This is a genomic window from Candidatus Pantoea soli (genome assembly GCF_007833795.1).
Lineage (GTDB): Bacteria > Pseudomonadota > Gammaproteobacteria > Enterobacterales > Enterobacteriaceae > Pantoea > Pantoea soli.
This window is the reverse complement of the sequence record NZ_CP032702.1, coordinates 1343349-1358239: the sequence shown is the minus strand read 5'-3', so window position 1 is coordinate 1358239 and position 14891 is coordinate 1343349. Positions and strand designations below refer to the sequence as shown.

Below are 14891 nucleotides of genomic sequence, written 5' to 3'. Positions count from 1 at the left end.
ATTCAACTTGTGCTATTTTGTCACAGGCTCAATAAGAATGAACCTTTCATGCCGCAGTAACTGTCTGGCTGCTGTTTTTTCGGACAAAAGGAGTAAATTTCTATGTTTTTTGCGTTAAAAAAATGGATTGGCGCGATGCTGTTGCCTTTGCCGTTGCTGTTATCCGTGATGGCGGCAGGACTTTTGCTGCTCTGGTTCACGCGCTGGCAAAAAAGCGGCAAAATTCTTATCTCTGCCAGCTGGCTGCTGTTGCTGCTGCTGAGCCTGCAGCCGGTAGCCGATCGGTTGCTGGCCCCGCTGGAAAATCAGTACGCCACCTGGAACGGCAGCGAGCCGGTGGATTATATCGTGGTGCTGGGCGGTGGCTACACCTATAACCGGCACTGGGCACCCAGCTCCAATCTGCTGAATAACAGCCTGCCGCGTGTCACCGAAGCCGTGCGGCAGTGGCGGCGCTATCCGCAGGCGAAGCTGATCTTCACCGGGGCGGCAGCGGGCTATAACCGCCGCAGTAACGCCAGCGTGGCGGCGGAAGTGGCGCAGAGCCTGGGCGTACCGGCGGATGCCACCATTGTGCTTGACCAGCCACACGACACCGGCGAAGAAGCGCAGGCGATAAAACAGACCGTTGGCGCACACCCGTTCCTGCTGATCAGCTCGGCCAATCACCTGCCGCGCGCCATGCGCTTTTTCCAGGGGGCGGGACTGAATCCTCTGCCGGCACCGGCCAATCAGCTGGCCATTACCTCGCCTCTCAGCACCTGGGATCGCACCCTGCCTTCGCCGCTGTGGCTCAGTCACAGTCAGCGGGCGGTGTATGAATCACTGGGGCTTATCTGGCAGCGCCTGCGCGGCACCGGCGAACATTCAGCCGAGCCAGGGGAGTAACTGTTTGCGGGCATGGTCAAAGCGCGGGCGGTCGAACTGCCCGCAGCTGACCAGGCTCTCGACACAATCCCACAGCTGATACAGCCAGCGCCGCCACATAAAGCCTTCGGCAACCGGCGCGCGCTGCAGATAGTATTGCAGCAGCAACGCTTCAGCCCCGCTGTCTGCCAGCCGCATCAGTTCATACTCGCGCGGTGCCCACAGAATGGGTCCTGGCTGCATCATGGCGATAAGCTGATCGCTGTGCGCATCTTTCAGCACGCTGGAGAGGCGCAGATTGCCATGCACCAGCACACAGGGATCGTCAAAGCCGGCAAACAGCGCGGAAAGCTGCTGGCGGCTGCGGTAGAGTATTTGCCGATCGTCCAGCGTCAGAAACGGTGGTGAAAGCGAGCCCAGCGTTGACCACAGCACTTCAACCCGCTGGCGGTACCAGGCGGGCCACTGATTCTCCTGCACGCTGTCGACATTGCCCACCAGACCGTGACTGTCAATGCGGTGCCATGCCAGCACGCCCTCGACGATTTGCTCGCACAGTTGCTGCGCGCGCTGCGCGGTACGTGCCGGGGCTTCCGCTGAAACCCCGTCATAACGCGCCATCAGTAGCATTTCATGTGCCGGTGGTTGCTGACTGAGCACCAGGCCAAAGACGGCGGGCACGGCAATCAGCCCCTCATGCCCCAGCAGCGTCAGTTTTCTGGCTTCGGCGGCAGCCCGCCCCTGATGACGAAAATATTTCGCCACCAGCGGCATCGGTTTACCGCCTGCGTCATAAAGCGCATAGAGCCGCGATTGTGGCTGTTCGCTGATGGTTTCCAGGCGGCTGACACCTTCCCCCAGCACCAGCGCCAGTTCTGAACGAAGTTGTTCCATCGGGATGTCCTCCGGTGTCGAATGATTCCACTATCCTGGAGGTCATGGCGGCGGGATACTTAGCGCCAGATCAAGATTTGCGGCCAGACTGAGCTGGCCGCTGAGGCCTTACTTCTGCATCGCCGCGCGCACGCGCAGCAGATCTTCCGGTGTATCCACACCCACGCTCGGCACCGCCGCTGCGACCGCCACGTGAATTTTCTCGCCATACCACAGCACGCGCAACTGCTCCAGCAGCTCGATCTGCTCCAGCGGGCAAGGCTGCCAGGCAACATAGCGACGGATAAAACCGGCGCGATAGGCGTAAATACCGATGTGACGCAGCAGCGTGTCACCGGCCCGATCGCGTGCATGGGCATAGCGTTCGCGATCCCACGGAATGGTGGCCCGGGAAAAGTAGAGCGCATAGCCGTTGATGTCAGTGACCACTTTCACTGCATTCGGATTAAATGCCTCTTCTGCATCGGTAATCGGCACCGCCAGCGTCGCCATGCCCGCCTCGGCCTGCGCCAGGTTATCTGCCACCTGGCGCACAATTTCCGCCGGGATCAGGGGTTCATCGCCCTGTACGTTGACAATGATGGTGTCATCCGCGAACTGATATTTTTCGATCACTTCCGCCAGCCGCTCGGTGCCGGACTGGTGATCGGCGCGCGTCATACACACTTCGCCACCGGCAGCCGTTACGGCCGCCGCCACGTCCGGGTGATCGGTCGCGACGATCACGCGATCGGCCCCGGATTCGCGGGCGCGTGCCATAACGTGCACCACCATTGGCTGGCCGTGAATGTCGACCAGCGGTTTGCCCGGCAGGCGCGTTGACGCATAGCGTGCCGGGATAATCGCCACGAAACTCATGGATGAATCTCTTCAACTGACAGGGTACGCGCTTCCACTTCCAGCAACACCGGAATACCGTCACGTACCGGATATGCCAGGCCATCCGGTTTGCAGATCAGCTCCTGCTGCTCTTTGTTGAAGTAGAGTTTTCCGTTGCATACCGGGCAGGCAACGATTTCGAGTAAACGGTGATCCATACTTTTCTCCTGTCGGGACCAATTGGTCAGGCGTCTAGCATACCATAGCGCAGCCGGCATACAGCTGCTGCAATCCGCTTCATGCCGGGATTGACCAGCGTGATGACCACGCCGCCAGCAGGGCGGCAGGCGCCTGTTCTATCACCACTTCCGTGGCGCCCTGCCAGGCGGCGAAACGGCTGATGGCTTTCTGAACGTCCTGCAAAAAAGTGGCCGTGAGGCGCACGCCGGGCTCCAGCCAGAAGGCGCGGATAATCAACTGCTGTGCCTGCCGGTGCATTTTGGCATCCAGACGGGCTTTCAGCGCACCGCGGTGCAGCACCGGCAGGACAAAATAGCCATACCTGCGTTTCTCTGCCGGCGTGTAGCACTCAATACGGTAGTCAAAATTGAACAGCGCCAGCGCGCGCCGGCGATCCCAGACTACCGGGTCAAACGGCGAAAGTAGCGCGGTGTGCGTGGCGGTCTGCGGCTTCTCCAGCGCGGGAAGCAGCGTGCGATGCAGCCACATCTCGCCCAGTGACGCCACCTGAACCGGCACAATCTCTCCGCGTTCCGCCGCCGCAGCCAGCCAGGATTTGAGCGGCGCGCGCTTCAGCCGGTAGTAATCCGGCAGCCAGCTGGCGCGAAAAATGCCCAGGCTGCGCGCGCTGTGATTCAGCATCTGCTCAACCGCCTCCGCTTCGCTCAGCGCATGCTGCTCATCGCGCCATTCTGGCATGATGCGGCTGCGCAGATCGTACACGCGCTGAAAGTTATGCCGCGCCACCACCATCAGCTCTCCGGCGCTGAACAGGTTTTCCAGGTGCCGCTTGTACGGTTTCCATGCCCACCAGCCGGGCCGGGTCTGTTTGTCACTGGCGAAATCGGCGGCGCGCACCGGCCCGTGCGTTGCAATGTGCGTCAGCAGCGCGGCGATCTCCTGCTGATGCTGCGCCACCCACTGCGCATTGTATTTCCAGCCCAGCCGCTGCGGAGCCAGCATACGGTGGCGCAGCAGCGGATAATCTTCCGCCGGAATAAAACAGGCTTCGTGCGCCCAGTATTCAAACAGCGCGCCGGACGCCAGCGTCTCTTCCAGCCACGCGGTTGGGTAGGCTCCCAGGCGACTGAACAGCACCAGATAAGGGCTGCGGGCCACCACATTAATGGTATCGATTTGCAGCAGCGACATCTGCCGTATGCAGGCATAAATATCGGCAAAATCCGCCCGCCGCGTCCGGGGACGCAGCAGTCCCTGGGCGGCCAGATGCAGATGACGTGCGGTGGATAAGGAAAGGGAGTGCGTAAGCGGCATAACGGGTTCCCTTTGTGATGGTCAGCGTGGGCGGGCGTCGCTGCAGAGCCGGGTAATATCCGCCAGCAGCGCCTCGGACGGCGCACCGGAAAGCTGCGCCTCTACCGGCAAATACCACCAGTTCGCCCGGGCGAAGCGCTGGCATTTTACCGCGTCTTTTTCTGTCATCAGCAGACACTGGCCCGGCTGCGTCAGCTGACTTAACTCCGGTTCACTGTAGGCGTGATGGTCTGCGAAGGCGATCTCCGCCACCGGCTGCACACCCTGCTGGTGCAGCGTCGCAAAAAACCGCGGCGGATGACCAATACCGGCCATGGCAATGACCGACGGCAGCTGCGCAAGATCGGCGGTCTCACCGCTTAGCAGGTTAACCGCCTGCCCGGGCTGCAGCGTCATGGCAATTTCACCCGGCAGCGCCGTGCCGCCGTTCACAATCACCGCGCTTACGCTGTTAAGGCGCGAGGCGCGTTCGCGCATCGGCCCGGCCGGTAGCCACCAGCCGTTGCCGAAACGCCGTACGCCGTCTACCACCACAATTTCACGGTCGCGCTGCAGTGCATAGTGCTGCAGACCGTCATCGGTAATGATCACATCGACATCGTGCGCGGCCAGTAATGCCTCCACCGCCTCGCGTCGTTTGGGGGCGACCGCCACCGGCACGCCGGTACGACGCGCAATCAGCACCGGCTCATCACCGGCCTGCTGCGTGGCGCTCTGTGGCGTGACCCGCAGCGGATAGCGTTCGGCTTTGCCGCCGTAGCCGCGCGACACCACGCCAGGGCGCAGGCCACGCTGCTGCAGCGCCTGCACCAGCCAGATTACGACGGGCGTTTTGCCATTGCCGCCGGCGGTGAGATTGCCGACCACAATCACCGGGCGCGGTGCCCGCCAGCTACGGCGCCAGCCGCGCCGGTAGCTGAGGCGGATCAGACCGCTGATGGCGCCGTACAGCAGGCTCAGCGGCCACAGCAGCAGCCACAGCGGCGAACGTCCGCTCCAGATGCGTTCAATCATTGGCCAAACTGCAGTTTGTGCAGCTGCGCATAAGCGCCTTTCTGCGCCAGCAGAACGTCATGCGTACCGCGCTCAACGATGCGTCCATCCTCAACCACCACGATCTCATCCGCTTTTTCAATCGTGGAGAGGCGGTGCGCAATCACCAGCGAGGTACGGTTTTTCTGCAGCTCATCCAGCGCTGACTGAATTGCACGTTCTGATTCGGTATCCAGCGCCGAGGTGGCCTCATCCAGAATCAGGATCGGGCAGTCGCGCAGCAGTGCACGGGCGATGGCGATGCGCTGGCGCTGGCCGCCGGAGAGCAGCACGCCGTTCTCACCAATCACCGTATCAAGGCCTTTATCCATCTTTTTGATGAAGTCCATGGCATGGGCCATGGTCGCCGCCTGCTCGATTTGTTCGCGGGTGTACTCGCCATTGCGGGCATAGGCAATGTTGTTGGCGATGGTGTCGTTAAACAGGTGAACATTTTGTGAAACCAGCGCCACCTGATTACGCAGCGAACTCAGGGTGTATTCGCGCAGGTCATGACCATCCAACAGGATTTCGCCGGCGTTGATGTCGTAAAAACGCGTCAGCAGGCTGGCCATGGTAGATTTACCGGACCCCGAACGCCCTACCAGCGCCACGGTTTTCCCGGCAGGCAGCGTAAGATTGATATCGCGCAGTGCCGGAATATCCCGTCCCGGATAGGTAAAGGTTACGTTGCGGAACTCGACATCGCCTTTCGCACGCTCAATGACGCGCGTACCGTTATCCACTTCCTGTTCGCTGTCGAGAATGGTAAACAGCGTCTGACAGGCTGCCATACCGCGCTGGAACTGGGCATTCACGTTGGTCAGCGATTTCAGCGGACGCATCAGGGCGATCATCGAGGAGAAAACCACGGTAATGGTACCGGCGGTCAGCGTATCCATCACGCTCGGGAAGCTGGCAGCATACAGCACAAAGGCCAGCGCCAGCGAGGCGATGAGCTGAATGACCGGATCGGAAATAGAAGAAGCCGACACCAGTTTCATGCCCTGCTGACGCATTTTGTTGCTTACCTGCGCGAAGCGCTCAGCTTCCACTTTCTGGCCGCCGAAAATCAGCACTTCTTTATGGCCTTTCAGCATCTGCTCTGCGCTGGTGGTCACCTGGCCCATGGTGTTCTGCATATTTTTACTGATGCTGCGGAAACGTTTGGAGACGGTGCGAATGGCCAGCGACACCAGCGGTGCCAGCAGAATCAGGATCAGCGACAGCTGCCAGCTGTAATAGAACATCATGATAAACAGGCCGATGATCGACGCACCTTCGCGCACCACCGTGACCAGTGCGCTGGAAGAGGAAGACGCCACCTGCTCTGAATCGTAGGTGATACGCGACAGCAGCGTCCCGGTGGACTGCTGGTCGAAGAAGGCAACCGGCATCCCCATCATGTGACCAAACAGGCGACGACGCATATTCATGACAACGTTGCCGGAGACCCAGGAGATGCAGTAGCTGGAGATATAACTGGTCACGCCGCGCACCAGCATCAGGCCGATAACGGCAAGCGGCATCCACAGCAGAACGGATTTGTCGGCTTTGCCGAAACCATCATCCAGTAAAGGTTTCAACAGGGAGAGCATTAAGGTGTCACCTGCCGCGTTGAGGATTAGCGCCACGGCGGATACCAGCAGGCCAGCCTTGTGCGGCGCAATCATCGGCCAGAGCCGGCGGAATGTCTGCCACGTTGAGAGATCTTTGTCTTGATGCATTATTTATTCACGCTGTTTGAAATAGCCGCTCATTCTACCTGGAATCGCGTTTGACGCCAAACCACTGATGATACCAGCGGGGCATTATTTGCTCTCTTAACCCCTTAATCTTCCAGCGGCCTTGTCTGATACCGATATGGATCTGCCCGGATTGCGCGGTATCGTACCAGGCGTAGCCCTGCTGCCGGTATCGCGCAATGACTGCCTGTGCCGGCAGGCGCCAGGCGTTGTAACGCGCCACCGATGCGAAAGCGGCCTTGCCTGCAACATTGCGTAACAGTAATGCGCCAGAAGAGGTGCGGCTGCCGTGATGCGGCACCTGCAGAAAGGTACTGTGCAACGCCTGCTTTTCCAGCGCTACCAGCCGGCGTTCCGCCTCCAGTTCAATGTCACCGGTCAGCAGCAGGCTGATATGCCCGTCATCCACACGCACGACGCAGGAGTCGTTATTTTGTCCCTGCTGCTGGCCGGCCGGTGGCCAGAGCGCCGTAAAGCGTAACCGCCCCCACTGCCACTGCGTGCCCCGCTGGCACGGCAGATGTCCGGCTTCCCCCAGCGCGCTGCGTACCGTTATCGCAGGATTAGCCTGTTGCAGTGAGGCCAGTCCGCCGCGGTGATCGAGATGCCGGTGACTGAGTATGACCGTCTGCAGGGTTTTACCGTGATAGCGCAGCCAGGGCAACACAACGCGCGCACCGGCATCATCCTGCTGCCAGGCCGGCCCGCTATCATAAAGCACCACCTCTCTGCCCTGCGTAATCGCCAGGGCCAGTCCGTGCCCGACGTCAATCACGTCAATTTGCCAGTCGTCCTGTTCACTGCTGCTGCGCCACAGCAGCAGGGCAATGACCAGACTGCAACAGGGCAGCCATGCCCGGTAAATCAGGCCGCTGCGCCACAGCAGTAAGCCGCCCCACACCCCCGCCATCAGCGGTAAGACTGCATGCAGCGGCCACCAGCCGGCAGGCAGCCACTGCAGCAGCTGCATCACCGCGCTGACCGACAGGCCAGCCAGCGACCACAACGTCTCCGCTATCGCCGGGACGGGCATTACCATGGCCAGCAGGATCAGCGGAACTGTTATGAGTGAGATGACGGGAATTGCCAGCAGATTAGCCGGTAACGCGCTAAGGCTGATGCCATGAAACAGGTAAACCTGTAACGGGGCCATCAGAATCATCATGCCCAGCTGCAGGTGCAGCAGCGTCAGCCAGATCCAGCGCTTTTGCTGGCGGTAACGCAACGGCAGAGCAAACCACTGAGACCAGATAATCAGCATGGCCACCGCCAGCGCTGACAGCCAGAAACTCTCTGACAGAACGCTCAGCGGATCGAGCCACAGCAACCCGCCGACGCACAGCGTCCAGATTTGCCAGTGGCTCAGCTGCCAGCCTGCCGTCTTGATCGCCATCCATAGCGTTAATGCCAGCATGGCGCGCTGGGCGGGGGCATGACTGCCGGATATCCAGCAATACAGGGCGGCGCTCAGCCAGCTGATCGCCAGCGGCAACAGAAAGCCGATACGGTGTGCAGGCAACAGGATCTGTACTGCACGCGCCAGCAATCCGCCCGCGCTGGCGGCCAGCGCAATATGCATACCGGATATCGCCATCAGATGGGCAGTGCCGGTTTCGCGCAGCAGCGTGCGCTGCGCGGGTGTCATCTCGTCACGAATGCCAAACGCCAGCGCCTGTAAAATGCCCGACTGCGGTAAAGGGGCAAGCGCGGTGCGATAGCGTTCGATCAGTCGCGCCCGCAGGTTACAGCGCGGGGAAACCGCCTGCTGTTGGAGAATGCGCCCCTGCAGCGGGCGGTGGCTGGCAAGCGCGAAGCGTTGCTGATCAAAAGCCCCCTCGTTTAAGCGCGCATGGACGGCACGCAGGCGCAGCGTCATCTGCCAGCGTTGTCCCGGGCAGTAGTGCTGATCCTGCGGCGGATTCGCCAGCGTCACTTCCGTCGGCGGAAACAGATAGCGTTCGCCGATACGCAGCAGCTGCACCGTCAGCTGCTGGCTGGTGCTGTTTACCGCGGTAACGCGCACGGTCGCGCTGACCGGCGCCTGTGTGAGTCGCTCCAAGTGGTCCAGCGTCTGGCGCGCCGCGAGAAGTGCCCAGCACAGCAGCAATGCGGCTGCCGCTGCCAGCCTGATGCCTGGCACAGGCAATGGCATGACGATAACTGCGCCAAGCGCCAGCAGGGCGATGGTGCTGCTGGCGGGGATCGCCGGCAACAGTGTCAGCGGCAATGCGGCGGCTATCATAGCGCCTGCAATCTGTACTCCGGTTATCCGCATGGCCGCCTCCCTTTTACACGCCCTATTGTGCGTAAAAAGAGCACCACTGGCCCGGCTCATTGTGTGAGTACGGAATCCGGCTTCAGGTATCTTTATCAGCGTTACAGCAAGACAGCACAGGGATGGAAGCAGACGCGCAAAACTGGCGCGACAGGCAAAAAAAAACGACACCCGGAGGTGTCGTTTTATCGTTCGGTAACGGCTTAGCCGTAGATATTTGCACGGTCACGCAATTCTTTGCCCGGCTTGAAGTGGGGAACGTATTTACCTTCCAGTTCCACTTTGTCACCCGTTTTCGGGTTACGACCAGTGCGCGGTGCGCGGTAGTGCAAAGAAAAGCTGCCGAATCCCCGGATTTCAATGCGCTCGCCCTGTGCCAGCGTAGTGGCCATGTGCTCGAGCATCTCTTTGACCGCATCCTCAACGACTTTCGCCGGAATATGAGTATGCTGGCCAGCAAGTCTTTCAATCAGTTCTGACTTGGTCATGTAACCTCCGGTTAATCCCTGTATGGAAAGGTATGACAGCTTTTACCGAAACCGGACGATGTTGAACATCGCCCGGTGCTTCGGGTCGATTACTCGCCTTTAGCCGCTTTGAACGCTTCAGCCATTGCGTTAGAGAAGTTGCCTTCTTCCTGTTTGGTGTTAACAGTGTTGATGGCTTCTTTCTCGTCAGCCTGGTCTTTAGCACGAACAGACAGGCTCACAACGCGGTTTTTACGGTCAACGCCGGTGAATTTCGCTTCAACGTCATCACCCACGCTCAGCACCTGCGTTGCGTCTTCGATGCGATCCATAGAAGCTTCAGAAGCGCGCAGGTAACCTTCTACGCCGTCAGCTAATTCTACTGTAGCACCTTTAGCGTCAACTGCAGTGACTTTACCGGTCACGATCGCGCCTTTCTTGTTCAGGGTGATGTAGTTGTTGAATGGATCTTCAGCCAGCTGCTTCACGCCCAGAGAGATACGCTCACGCTCTGCGTCAACCTGCAGTACAACGGCAGCGATTTCGTCGCCTTTCTTGTACTCACGAACGGCTTCTTCGCCAGTCGCGTTCCAGGAGATGTCAGACAGGTGAACCAGACCGTCGATGCCACCGTCCAGGCCGATGAAGATACCGAAGTCAGTGATTGACTTGATTTTACCTTCAACGCGATCGCCTTTGTTGTGGGTCTCTGCGAACTGCTGCCATGGGTTAGATTTGCACTGCTTCAGACCCAGGGAGATACGACGACGCTCTTCGTCGATGTCCAGAACCATTACTTCAACCACGTCACCAACGTTAACAACTTTAGATGGGTGGATGTTTTTGTTGGTCCAGTCCATTTCAGACACGTGTACCAGGCCTTCCACGCCTTCTTCGATTTCAACGAAGCAGCCGTAATCGGTCAGGTTGGTCACACGGCCGGTCAGCTTGGTGCCTTCCGGGTAGCGCTTAGCGATAGCAACCCATGGATCTTCGCCCAGCTGTTTCAGGCCCAGAGATACGCGGGTACGCTCGCGGTCGAACTTCAGCACTTTAACAGTGATTTCGTCGCCCACGTTGACGATTTCGCTTGGATGCTTAACGCGCTTCCACGCCATGTCGGTGATGTGCAGCAGGCCGTCAACGCCACCCAGGTCCACGAATGCGCCGTAGTCAGTGAGGTTCTTAACGATACCTTTGACTTCCATGCCTTCCTGCAGGTTTTCCAGCAGCTGATCGCGCTCAGCGCTGTTTTCAGATTCGATAACCGCGCGGCGGGAAACCACGACGTTGTTACGCTTCTGATCCAGCTTGATTACTTTGAATTCAAGCTCTTTGCCTTCCAGGTGCAGAGTATCGCGAACCGGACGAACGTCAACCAGTGAACCTGGCAGGAACGCACGAATACCGTTCAGCTCAACTGTGAAGCCACCTTTAACTTTGCCGTTGATAACACCGGTAACAGTTTCAGCGTCTTCGTAAGCTTTTTCCAGCGTGATCCAAGCTTCATGACGTTTAGCTTTCTCACGGGACAGCAGGGTTTCACCGAAGCCGTCTTCTACTGCGTCCAGAGCAACGTCAACTTCGTCGCCCACCTGGATTTCCAGTTCGCCGGCTGCGTTCTTGAACTGCTCTGCAGGGATTGCAGATTCAGATTTCAGACCCGCATCAACCAGGACGACGTCTTTGTCGATAGCAACAACAACGCCACGAACGATGGAACCCGGACGGGTTTCGATTTCTTTCAGGGACTCTTCAAAGAGTTGAGCAAAAGATTCAGTCATATTGATAATCTTAGGATTCTTCAATTTAACGTCCACCTGACGTCATTGTCGGATGGGGTTGTTTCACATGCCCTGCACCGGTTCCGTGGTACAGGGTTACAGCAATTCGGTTGTCGTATGGATTACATGCCCAGTTTCTGGCGGGCATAATCCAGTGCCTTTTCAATTACCTGCTCAATGCTCATGCGGGTTGAATCCAGCAGAAGTGCATCGGCGGCGGGCACCAGCGGCGCGATGGCGCGGTTGCGATCGCGGTCGTCGCGCTCTTTTATCTCGGATAAAAGGCGATCAAAGTTAACACTAAAGCCCTTTTCCTGCAACTGTAGCATACGGCGCTGCGCCCGCTCTTCCGGGCTGGCATCAAGGAAAATTTTGACCGGCGCATCCGGGAAAACCACCGTGCCCATGTCGCGTCCGTCAGCGATCAGCCCCGGCTCTTCGCGGAAGGCGCGCTGACGTCGCAGCAGCGCTTCGCGCACCCGGGGAAAGGCCGCCACGCGCGAGGCGGTGTTGCTGACTTCCTGCGTGCGGATTTCACCGGTGACGTCTTCACCTTCCAGCACCACCTGCATTTCGCCGTCGACAGACAGAAAACGCACGTCAAGATGCGCAGCCATTGGCACCAGCGCTTCTTCAGATTCGATATCAACCTGGTGATGCAGCGCGGCCAGGGCCAGCACGCGGTAAATTGCGCCTGAATCCAGCAGATGCCACTGTAATGACTCCGCCATCGCTTTACATAATGTCCCTTTACCTGCGCCGCTTGGGCCGTCAATGGTAATTACCGGGGCGATTGCTGTCATTGTTCTCTCCTGTTACTGCATGCTTATTATCAGCCTTCTTGGCTGTCTGGATTGCGCGGCATTATACGCTGCCCGCGTCAGCTTGGTTACCCTTTAGCGTAGACAGCGCCAGAAATTTCGACAGATTCAGAGGAATTTCTGCCCGGTGAGGCCAGCATGAAACAGAGGAACCCGGCGCGGGCGCGCCGGGAGAGTGATTATGAAGCGTGGCTGATTTTCGCTAACTGCTGGAAGTAATCGGGAAAGGTTTTCGCCGTGCAGCCGGGATCGAGGATGGTGACCGGCGTGTCCGACAGCGCCACCAGCGAGAAGCACATCGCCATACGGTGATCGTTGTAGGTGCCGATATCCGCGTGCTGCAGCTGCGCGGGCGGGGTAACGCGAATAAAGTCGTGCCCCTCTTCCACTTCCGCGCCAACCTTACGCAGTTCAGTCGCCATCGCCGCCAGGCGATCGGTCTCTTTAACGCGCCAGTTATAGATATTGCGCATCAGAGTGGTTCCCTGAGCAAACAGCGCGGTCGTCGCAATGGTCATCGCCGCATCCGGAATGTGGTTCATATCCATATCGATGCCGTTCAGCTCGCCGCGCGTGCAGGCAATGTAATCATCGCCCCATTCAATCACCGCGCCCATTTTTTCCAGCACGTCAGCAAAACGAATGTCACCCTGCACGCTGTTGCGGCCAATGCCGGTTACGCGCACCGTGCCGCCTCTGATTGCCGCTGCGGCAAGGAAATAGGAGGCTGAGGAAGCATCGCCTTCGACCAGGTAATCACCGGGTGCCTGATAATGCTGCTGGCCTTTGACCACAAAGCGCTGATAGTGCTGGTTATCTACCTCTACGCCAAAGCAGCGCATCAGATGCAGCGTGATATCAATGTAAGGTTTAGAAACCAATTCGCCTTTGATGGTAATGGTGGTGTCGCGCGGAGCCAGCGGCGCGGTCATCAGCAGGGCCGTCAGGAACTGGCTGGACACGCTACCGTCTACGCTTACATCACCGCCGGTAAAACCGCCGTGCAGGCGCAGCGGTGGATAATCGGTCTGCTCAAGATAATCGATGCGGGCACCGCCCTGACGCAGCGCATCCACCAGGTGACCAATCGGCCGTTCTTTCATACGCGGTTCACCGGTCAGCACCACGGATTGCTCGCCGAGGCAGAGCGCAGCGGCCAGCGGACGCATAGCGGTGCCGGCGTTACCGAGAAACAGCTCCAGCGGCTGGCCGGACTGCAGCGGCCCCGCCATGCCGGTGACTTCACACACGGTCCGATCGGCAGAGAGCGTATAGTGGACGCCCAGCGCTTCCAGCGCATTCAGCATGTGTCTGACATCATCGCTATCCAGCAGATTGGTCAGGCGCGTGGTGCCGTTCGCCAGTGCCGCCAGTAACAGGGCGCGGTTCGAAACGCTTTTCGAACCCGGTAAGTTGACCGTGCCATCCACGCGGGCAATCGGTTGTAGGGTCAGGGAGTCCTGCATGTGAAACCAAATCTCCAGAAAATACGCGACCCCGCCGGCTGACGGGGTCGGATGCCGCTAAACCGGCAGGGTACAGATAATCAGCCGTGACGGCGTTCGAAATCAATCATGAATTCAGTCAGTGCTTTAACGCCTTCCAGCGGCATCGCATTGTAGATCGAGGCACGCATGCCGCCAACCACGCGGTGGCCTTTCAGGGCATGCAGGCCTGCTTTCAGCGACTCTTCAAGGAAGACTTTATCAAGCGCGGCATCCGCCAGCTGGAACGGCACGTTCATGCGCGAGCGGTTCTCATCGGCCACTTCGTTGCGGTAAAAGCCACTCTGGTCAATGACGCTATACAACAGGCTGGCTTTCGCCTGATTGATTCTGGCCATTTCCGCCACGCCGCCCTTCTCTTTCAGCCATTTGAACACCAGACCAGAGAGATACCAGGCAAAGGTTGGCGGCGTATTGAACATCGAGTCGTTCTCGGCCAGCACTTTGTAGTCAAGGATGGAAGGCACATAGCGCTGCGCTTTGCCCAGCAGGTCTTCCCGCACCACCACCAGCGTTAACCCCGCCGGGCCGATATTCTTCTGCGCACCGGCATAAATCAGACCATAGCGGCTGACATCAAGCGGTCGGGACAGGATGGTAGAAGAGAGGTCCGCCACCACCACTTTGTCACCGAAATCCGGCTCTTCATCAATGGCCGTGCCGTCAATGGTTTCATTCGGGCAGTAATGCACGTAAGCCGCGTCATCGCTCAGCTGCCATTCGCGCATAGGTAACAGCGCACGCTTGCCGTCACGCGTGGTTTTGATGTCAATAGTGTTCGGCGAGCAGTATTTTTCCGCTTCTTTAATCGCGCTGTGCGCCCAGTAACCGCCATCAATGTAGTCCGCCGTGGTGGCGTCGCCCAGCAGGTTGCCTGGGATAGCCGCAAACTGCGCACGGGCACCGCCGTGGCAGAATAATACTTTGTAGCCGGCCGGGATTTTCAGCAGATCGCGAAAATCCTGTTCCGCCGTTTCCGCGACCTCAATGAACTCTTTGCTGCGGTGACTGATTTCCATCACCGAGGTGCCCAGCCCACGCCAGTTTGTCAGTTCCTGTTCTGCACGACGAAGCACTTCCACCGGCAGCATGGCCGGTCCGGAGCTAAAATTATAAACCTGCGTCATTTCCCCTCACCACTGTCATATCGAACGGTTATGCATATTT

13 protein-coding genes are annotated in these 14891 nt (G+C 58.8%); 1 reads left to right on the top strand and 12 read right to left on the bottom strand.

All coding sequences use genetic code 11. The annotated features are described in order from the left end of the window. Positions 1-102 precede the first annotated feature (102 nt). Positions 103-888, top strand: coding sequence for an envelope biogenesis factor ElyC (gene elyC, locus D8B20_RS06270; RefSeq protein WP_145888067.1), 786 nt, complete (start codon positions 103-105; stop codon positions 886-888). Here the strand turns inward: elyC and D8B20_RS06265 are convergent. From D8B20_RS06265 to serC, 12 genes are all read right to left on the bottom strand, one after another. Then, positions 868-1761: a YcbJ family phosphotransferase gene (locus tag D8B20_RS06265; RefSeq protein WP_145888066.1), complete on the bottom strand. Its 894-nt coding sequence runs from the start codon at positions 1759-1761 to the stop codon at positions 868-870. The genes elyC and D8B20_RS06265 overlap by 21 nt on opposite strands. A gap of 108 nt (positions 1762-1869) precedes the next feature. Further along, entirely contained in the window at positions 1870-2619 is a 750-nt protein-coding gene (kdsB, locus tag D8B20_RS06260) for a 3-deoxy-manno-octulosonate cytidylyltransferase (RefSeq protein WP_145888065.1), read from the bottom strand. Then, complete coding sequence (locus tag D8B20_RS06255) at positions 2616-2798, bottom strand: Trm112 family protein (RefSeq protein ID WP_007887424.1); 183 nt, start codon at positions 2796-2798, stop codon at positions 2616-2618. The genes kdsB and D8B20_RS06255 overlap by 4 nt, the downstream gene beginning before the upstream one ends. Positions 2799-2877: 79 nt before the next feature. Next, positions 2878-4095: a winged helix-turn-helix domain-containing protein gene (locus tag D8B20_RS06250; protein ID WP_145888064.1), complete on the bottom strand. Its 1218-nt coding sequence runs from the start codon at positions 4093-4095 to the stop codon at positions 2878-2880. A 21-nt stretch (positions 4096-4116) separates the two neighbouring features. Then, the gene (gene lpxK / locus D8B20_RS06245; protein WP_145888063.1) at positions 4117-5109 is read right to left on the bottom strand and encodes a tetraacyldisaccharide 4'-kinase; all 993 of its coding nucleotides are present in this window, start codon (positions 5107-5109) and stop codon (positions 4117-4119) included. Further along, positions 5106-6854 (bottom strand): lipid A ABC transporter ATP-binding protein/permease MsbA, encoded by a 1749-nt coding sequence (gene msbA / locus D8B20_RS06240; RefSeq protein ID WP_145888062.1) that lies wholly within the window; start codon positions 6852-6854, stop codon positions 5106-5108. Before msbA ends, lpxK begins: the two co-directional genes overlap by 4 nt. Before the next feature lie 34 nt (positions 6855-6888). Then, the gene (locus tag D8B20_RS06235) at positions 6889-9147 is read right to left on the bottom strand and encodes a DNA internalization-related competence protein ComEC/Rec2 (RefSeq protein ID WP_145888061.1); all 2259 of its coding nucleotides are present in this window, start codon (positions 9145-9147) and stop codon (positions 6889-6891) included. A 203-nt stretch (positions 9148-9350) separates the two neighbouring features. Continuing rightward, positions 9351-9635, bottom strand: a complete 285-nt coding sequence (gene ihfB / locus D8B20_RS06230) for an integration host factor subunit beta (RefSeq protein WP_010618275.1) — start codon at positions 9633-9635, stop codon at positions 9351-9353. 89 nt (positions 9636-9724) lie between these two features. Further along, positions 9725-11398: a 30S ribosomal protein S1 gene (gene rpsA / locus D8B20_RS06225; protein ID WP_145888060.1), complete on the bottom strand. Its 1674-nt coding sequence runs from the start codon at positions 11396-11398 to the stop codon at positions 9725-9727. Between the two features lie 122 nt (positions 11399-11520). Then, positions 11521-12201 (bottom strand): (d)CMP kinase, encoded by a 681-nt coding sequence (gene cmk / locus D8B20_RS06220; RefSeq protein WP_145888059.1) that lies wholly within the window; start codon positions 12199-12201, stop codon positions 11521-11523. 197 nt (positions 12202-12398) lie between these two features. Beyond that, positions 12399-13685: a 3-phosphoshikimate 1-carboxyvinyltransferase gene (aroA, locus tag D8B20_RS06215; RefSeq protein ID WP_145888058.1), complete on the bottom strand. Its 1287-nt coding sequence runs from the start codon at positions 13683-13685 to the stop codon at positions 12399-12401. A gap of 80 nt (positions 13686-13765) precedes the next feature. After that, complete coding sequence (serC, locus tag D8B20_RS06210; RefSeq protein WP_145888057.1) at positions 13766-14851, bottom strand: 3-phosphoserine/phosphohydroxythreonine transaminase; 1086 nt, start codon at positions 14849-14851, stop codon at positions 13766-13768. Positions 14852-14891 lie beyond the last annotated feature (40 nt).

Bases quoted from the DNA above. Each gene is read 5' to 3' on its own strand.
- elyC (WP_145888067.1), top strand. From the start codon at position 103: ATGTTTTTTGCGTTAAAAAAATGGATTGGCGCGATGCTGTTGCCTTTG.
- rpsA (WP_145888060.1), bottom strand. From the start codon at position 11,398: ATGACTGAATCTTTTGCTCAACTCTTTGAAGAGTCCCTGAAAGAAATC.
- serC (WP_145888057.1), bottom strand. From the start codon at position 14,851: ATGACGCAGGTTTATAATTTTAGCTCCGGACCGGCCATGCTGCCGGTG.
- D8B20_RS06250 (WP_145888064.1), bottom strand. From the start codon at position 4,095: ATGCCGCTTACGCACTCCCTTTCCTTATCCACCGCACGTCATCTGCAT.
- kdsB (WP_145888065.1), bottom strand. From the start codon at position 2,619: ATGAGTTTCGTGGCGATTATCCCGGCACGCTATGCGTCAACGCGCCTG.
- ihfB (WP_010618275.1), bottom strand. From the start codon at position 9,635: ATGACCAAGTCAGAACTGATTGAAAGACTTGCTGGCCAGCATACTCAT.
- D8B20_RS06265 (WP_145888066.1), bottom strand. From the start codon at position 1,761: ATGGAACAACTTCGTTCAGAACTGGCGCTGGTGCTGGGGGAAGGTGTC.
- D8B20_RS06255 (WP_007887424.1), bottom strand. From the start codon at position 2,798: ATGGATCACCGTTTACTCGAAATCGTTGCCTGCCCGGTATGCAACGGA.
- lpxK (WP_145888063.1), bottom strand. From the start codon at position 5,109: ATGATTGAACGCATCTGGAGCGGACGTTCGCCGCTGTGGCTGCTGCTG.
- aroA (WP_145888058.1), bottom strand. From the start codon at position 13,685: ATGCAGGACTCCCTGACCCTACAACCGATTGCCCGCGTGGATGGCACG.
- D8B20_RS06235 (WP_145888061.1), bottom strand. From the start codon at position 9,147: ATGCGGATAACCGGAGTACAGATTGCAGGCGCTATGATAGCCGCCGCA.
- msbA (WP_145888062.1), bottom strand. From the start codon at position 6,854: ATGCATCAAGACAAAGATCTCTCAACGTGGCAGACATTCCGCCGGCTC.
- cmk (WP_145888059.1), bottom strand. From the start codon at position 12,201: ATGACAGCAATCGCCCCGGTAATTACCATTGACGGCCCAAGCGGCGCA.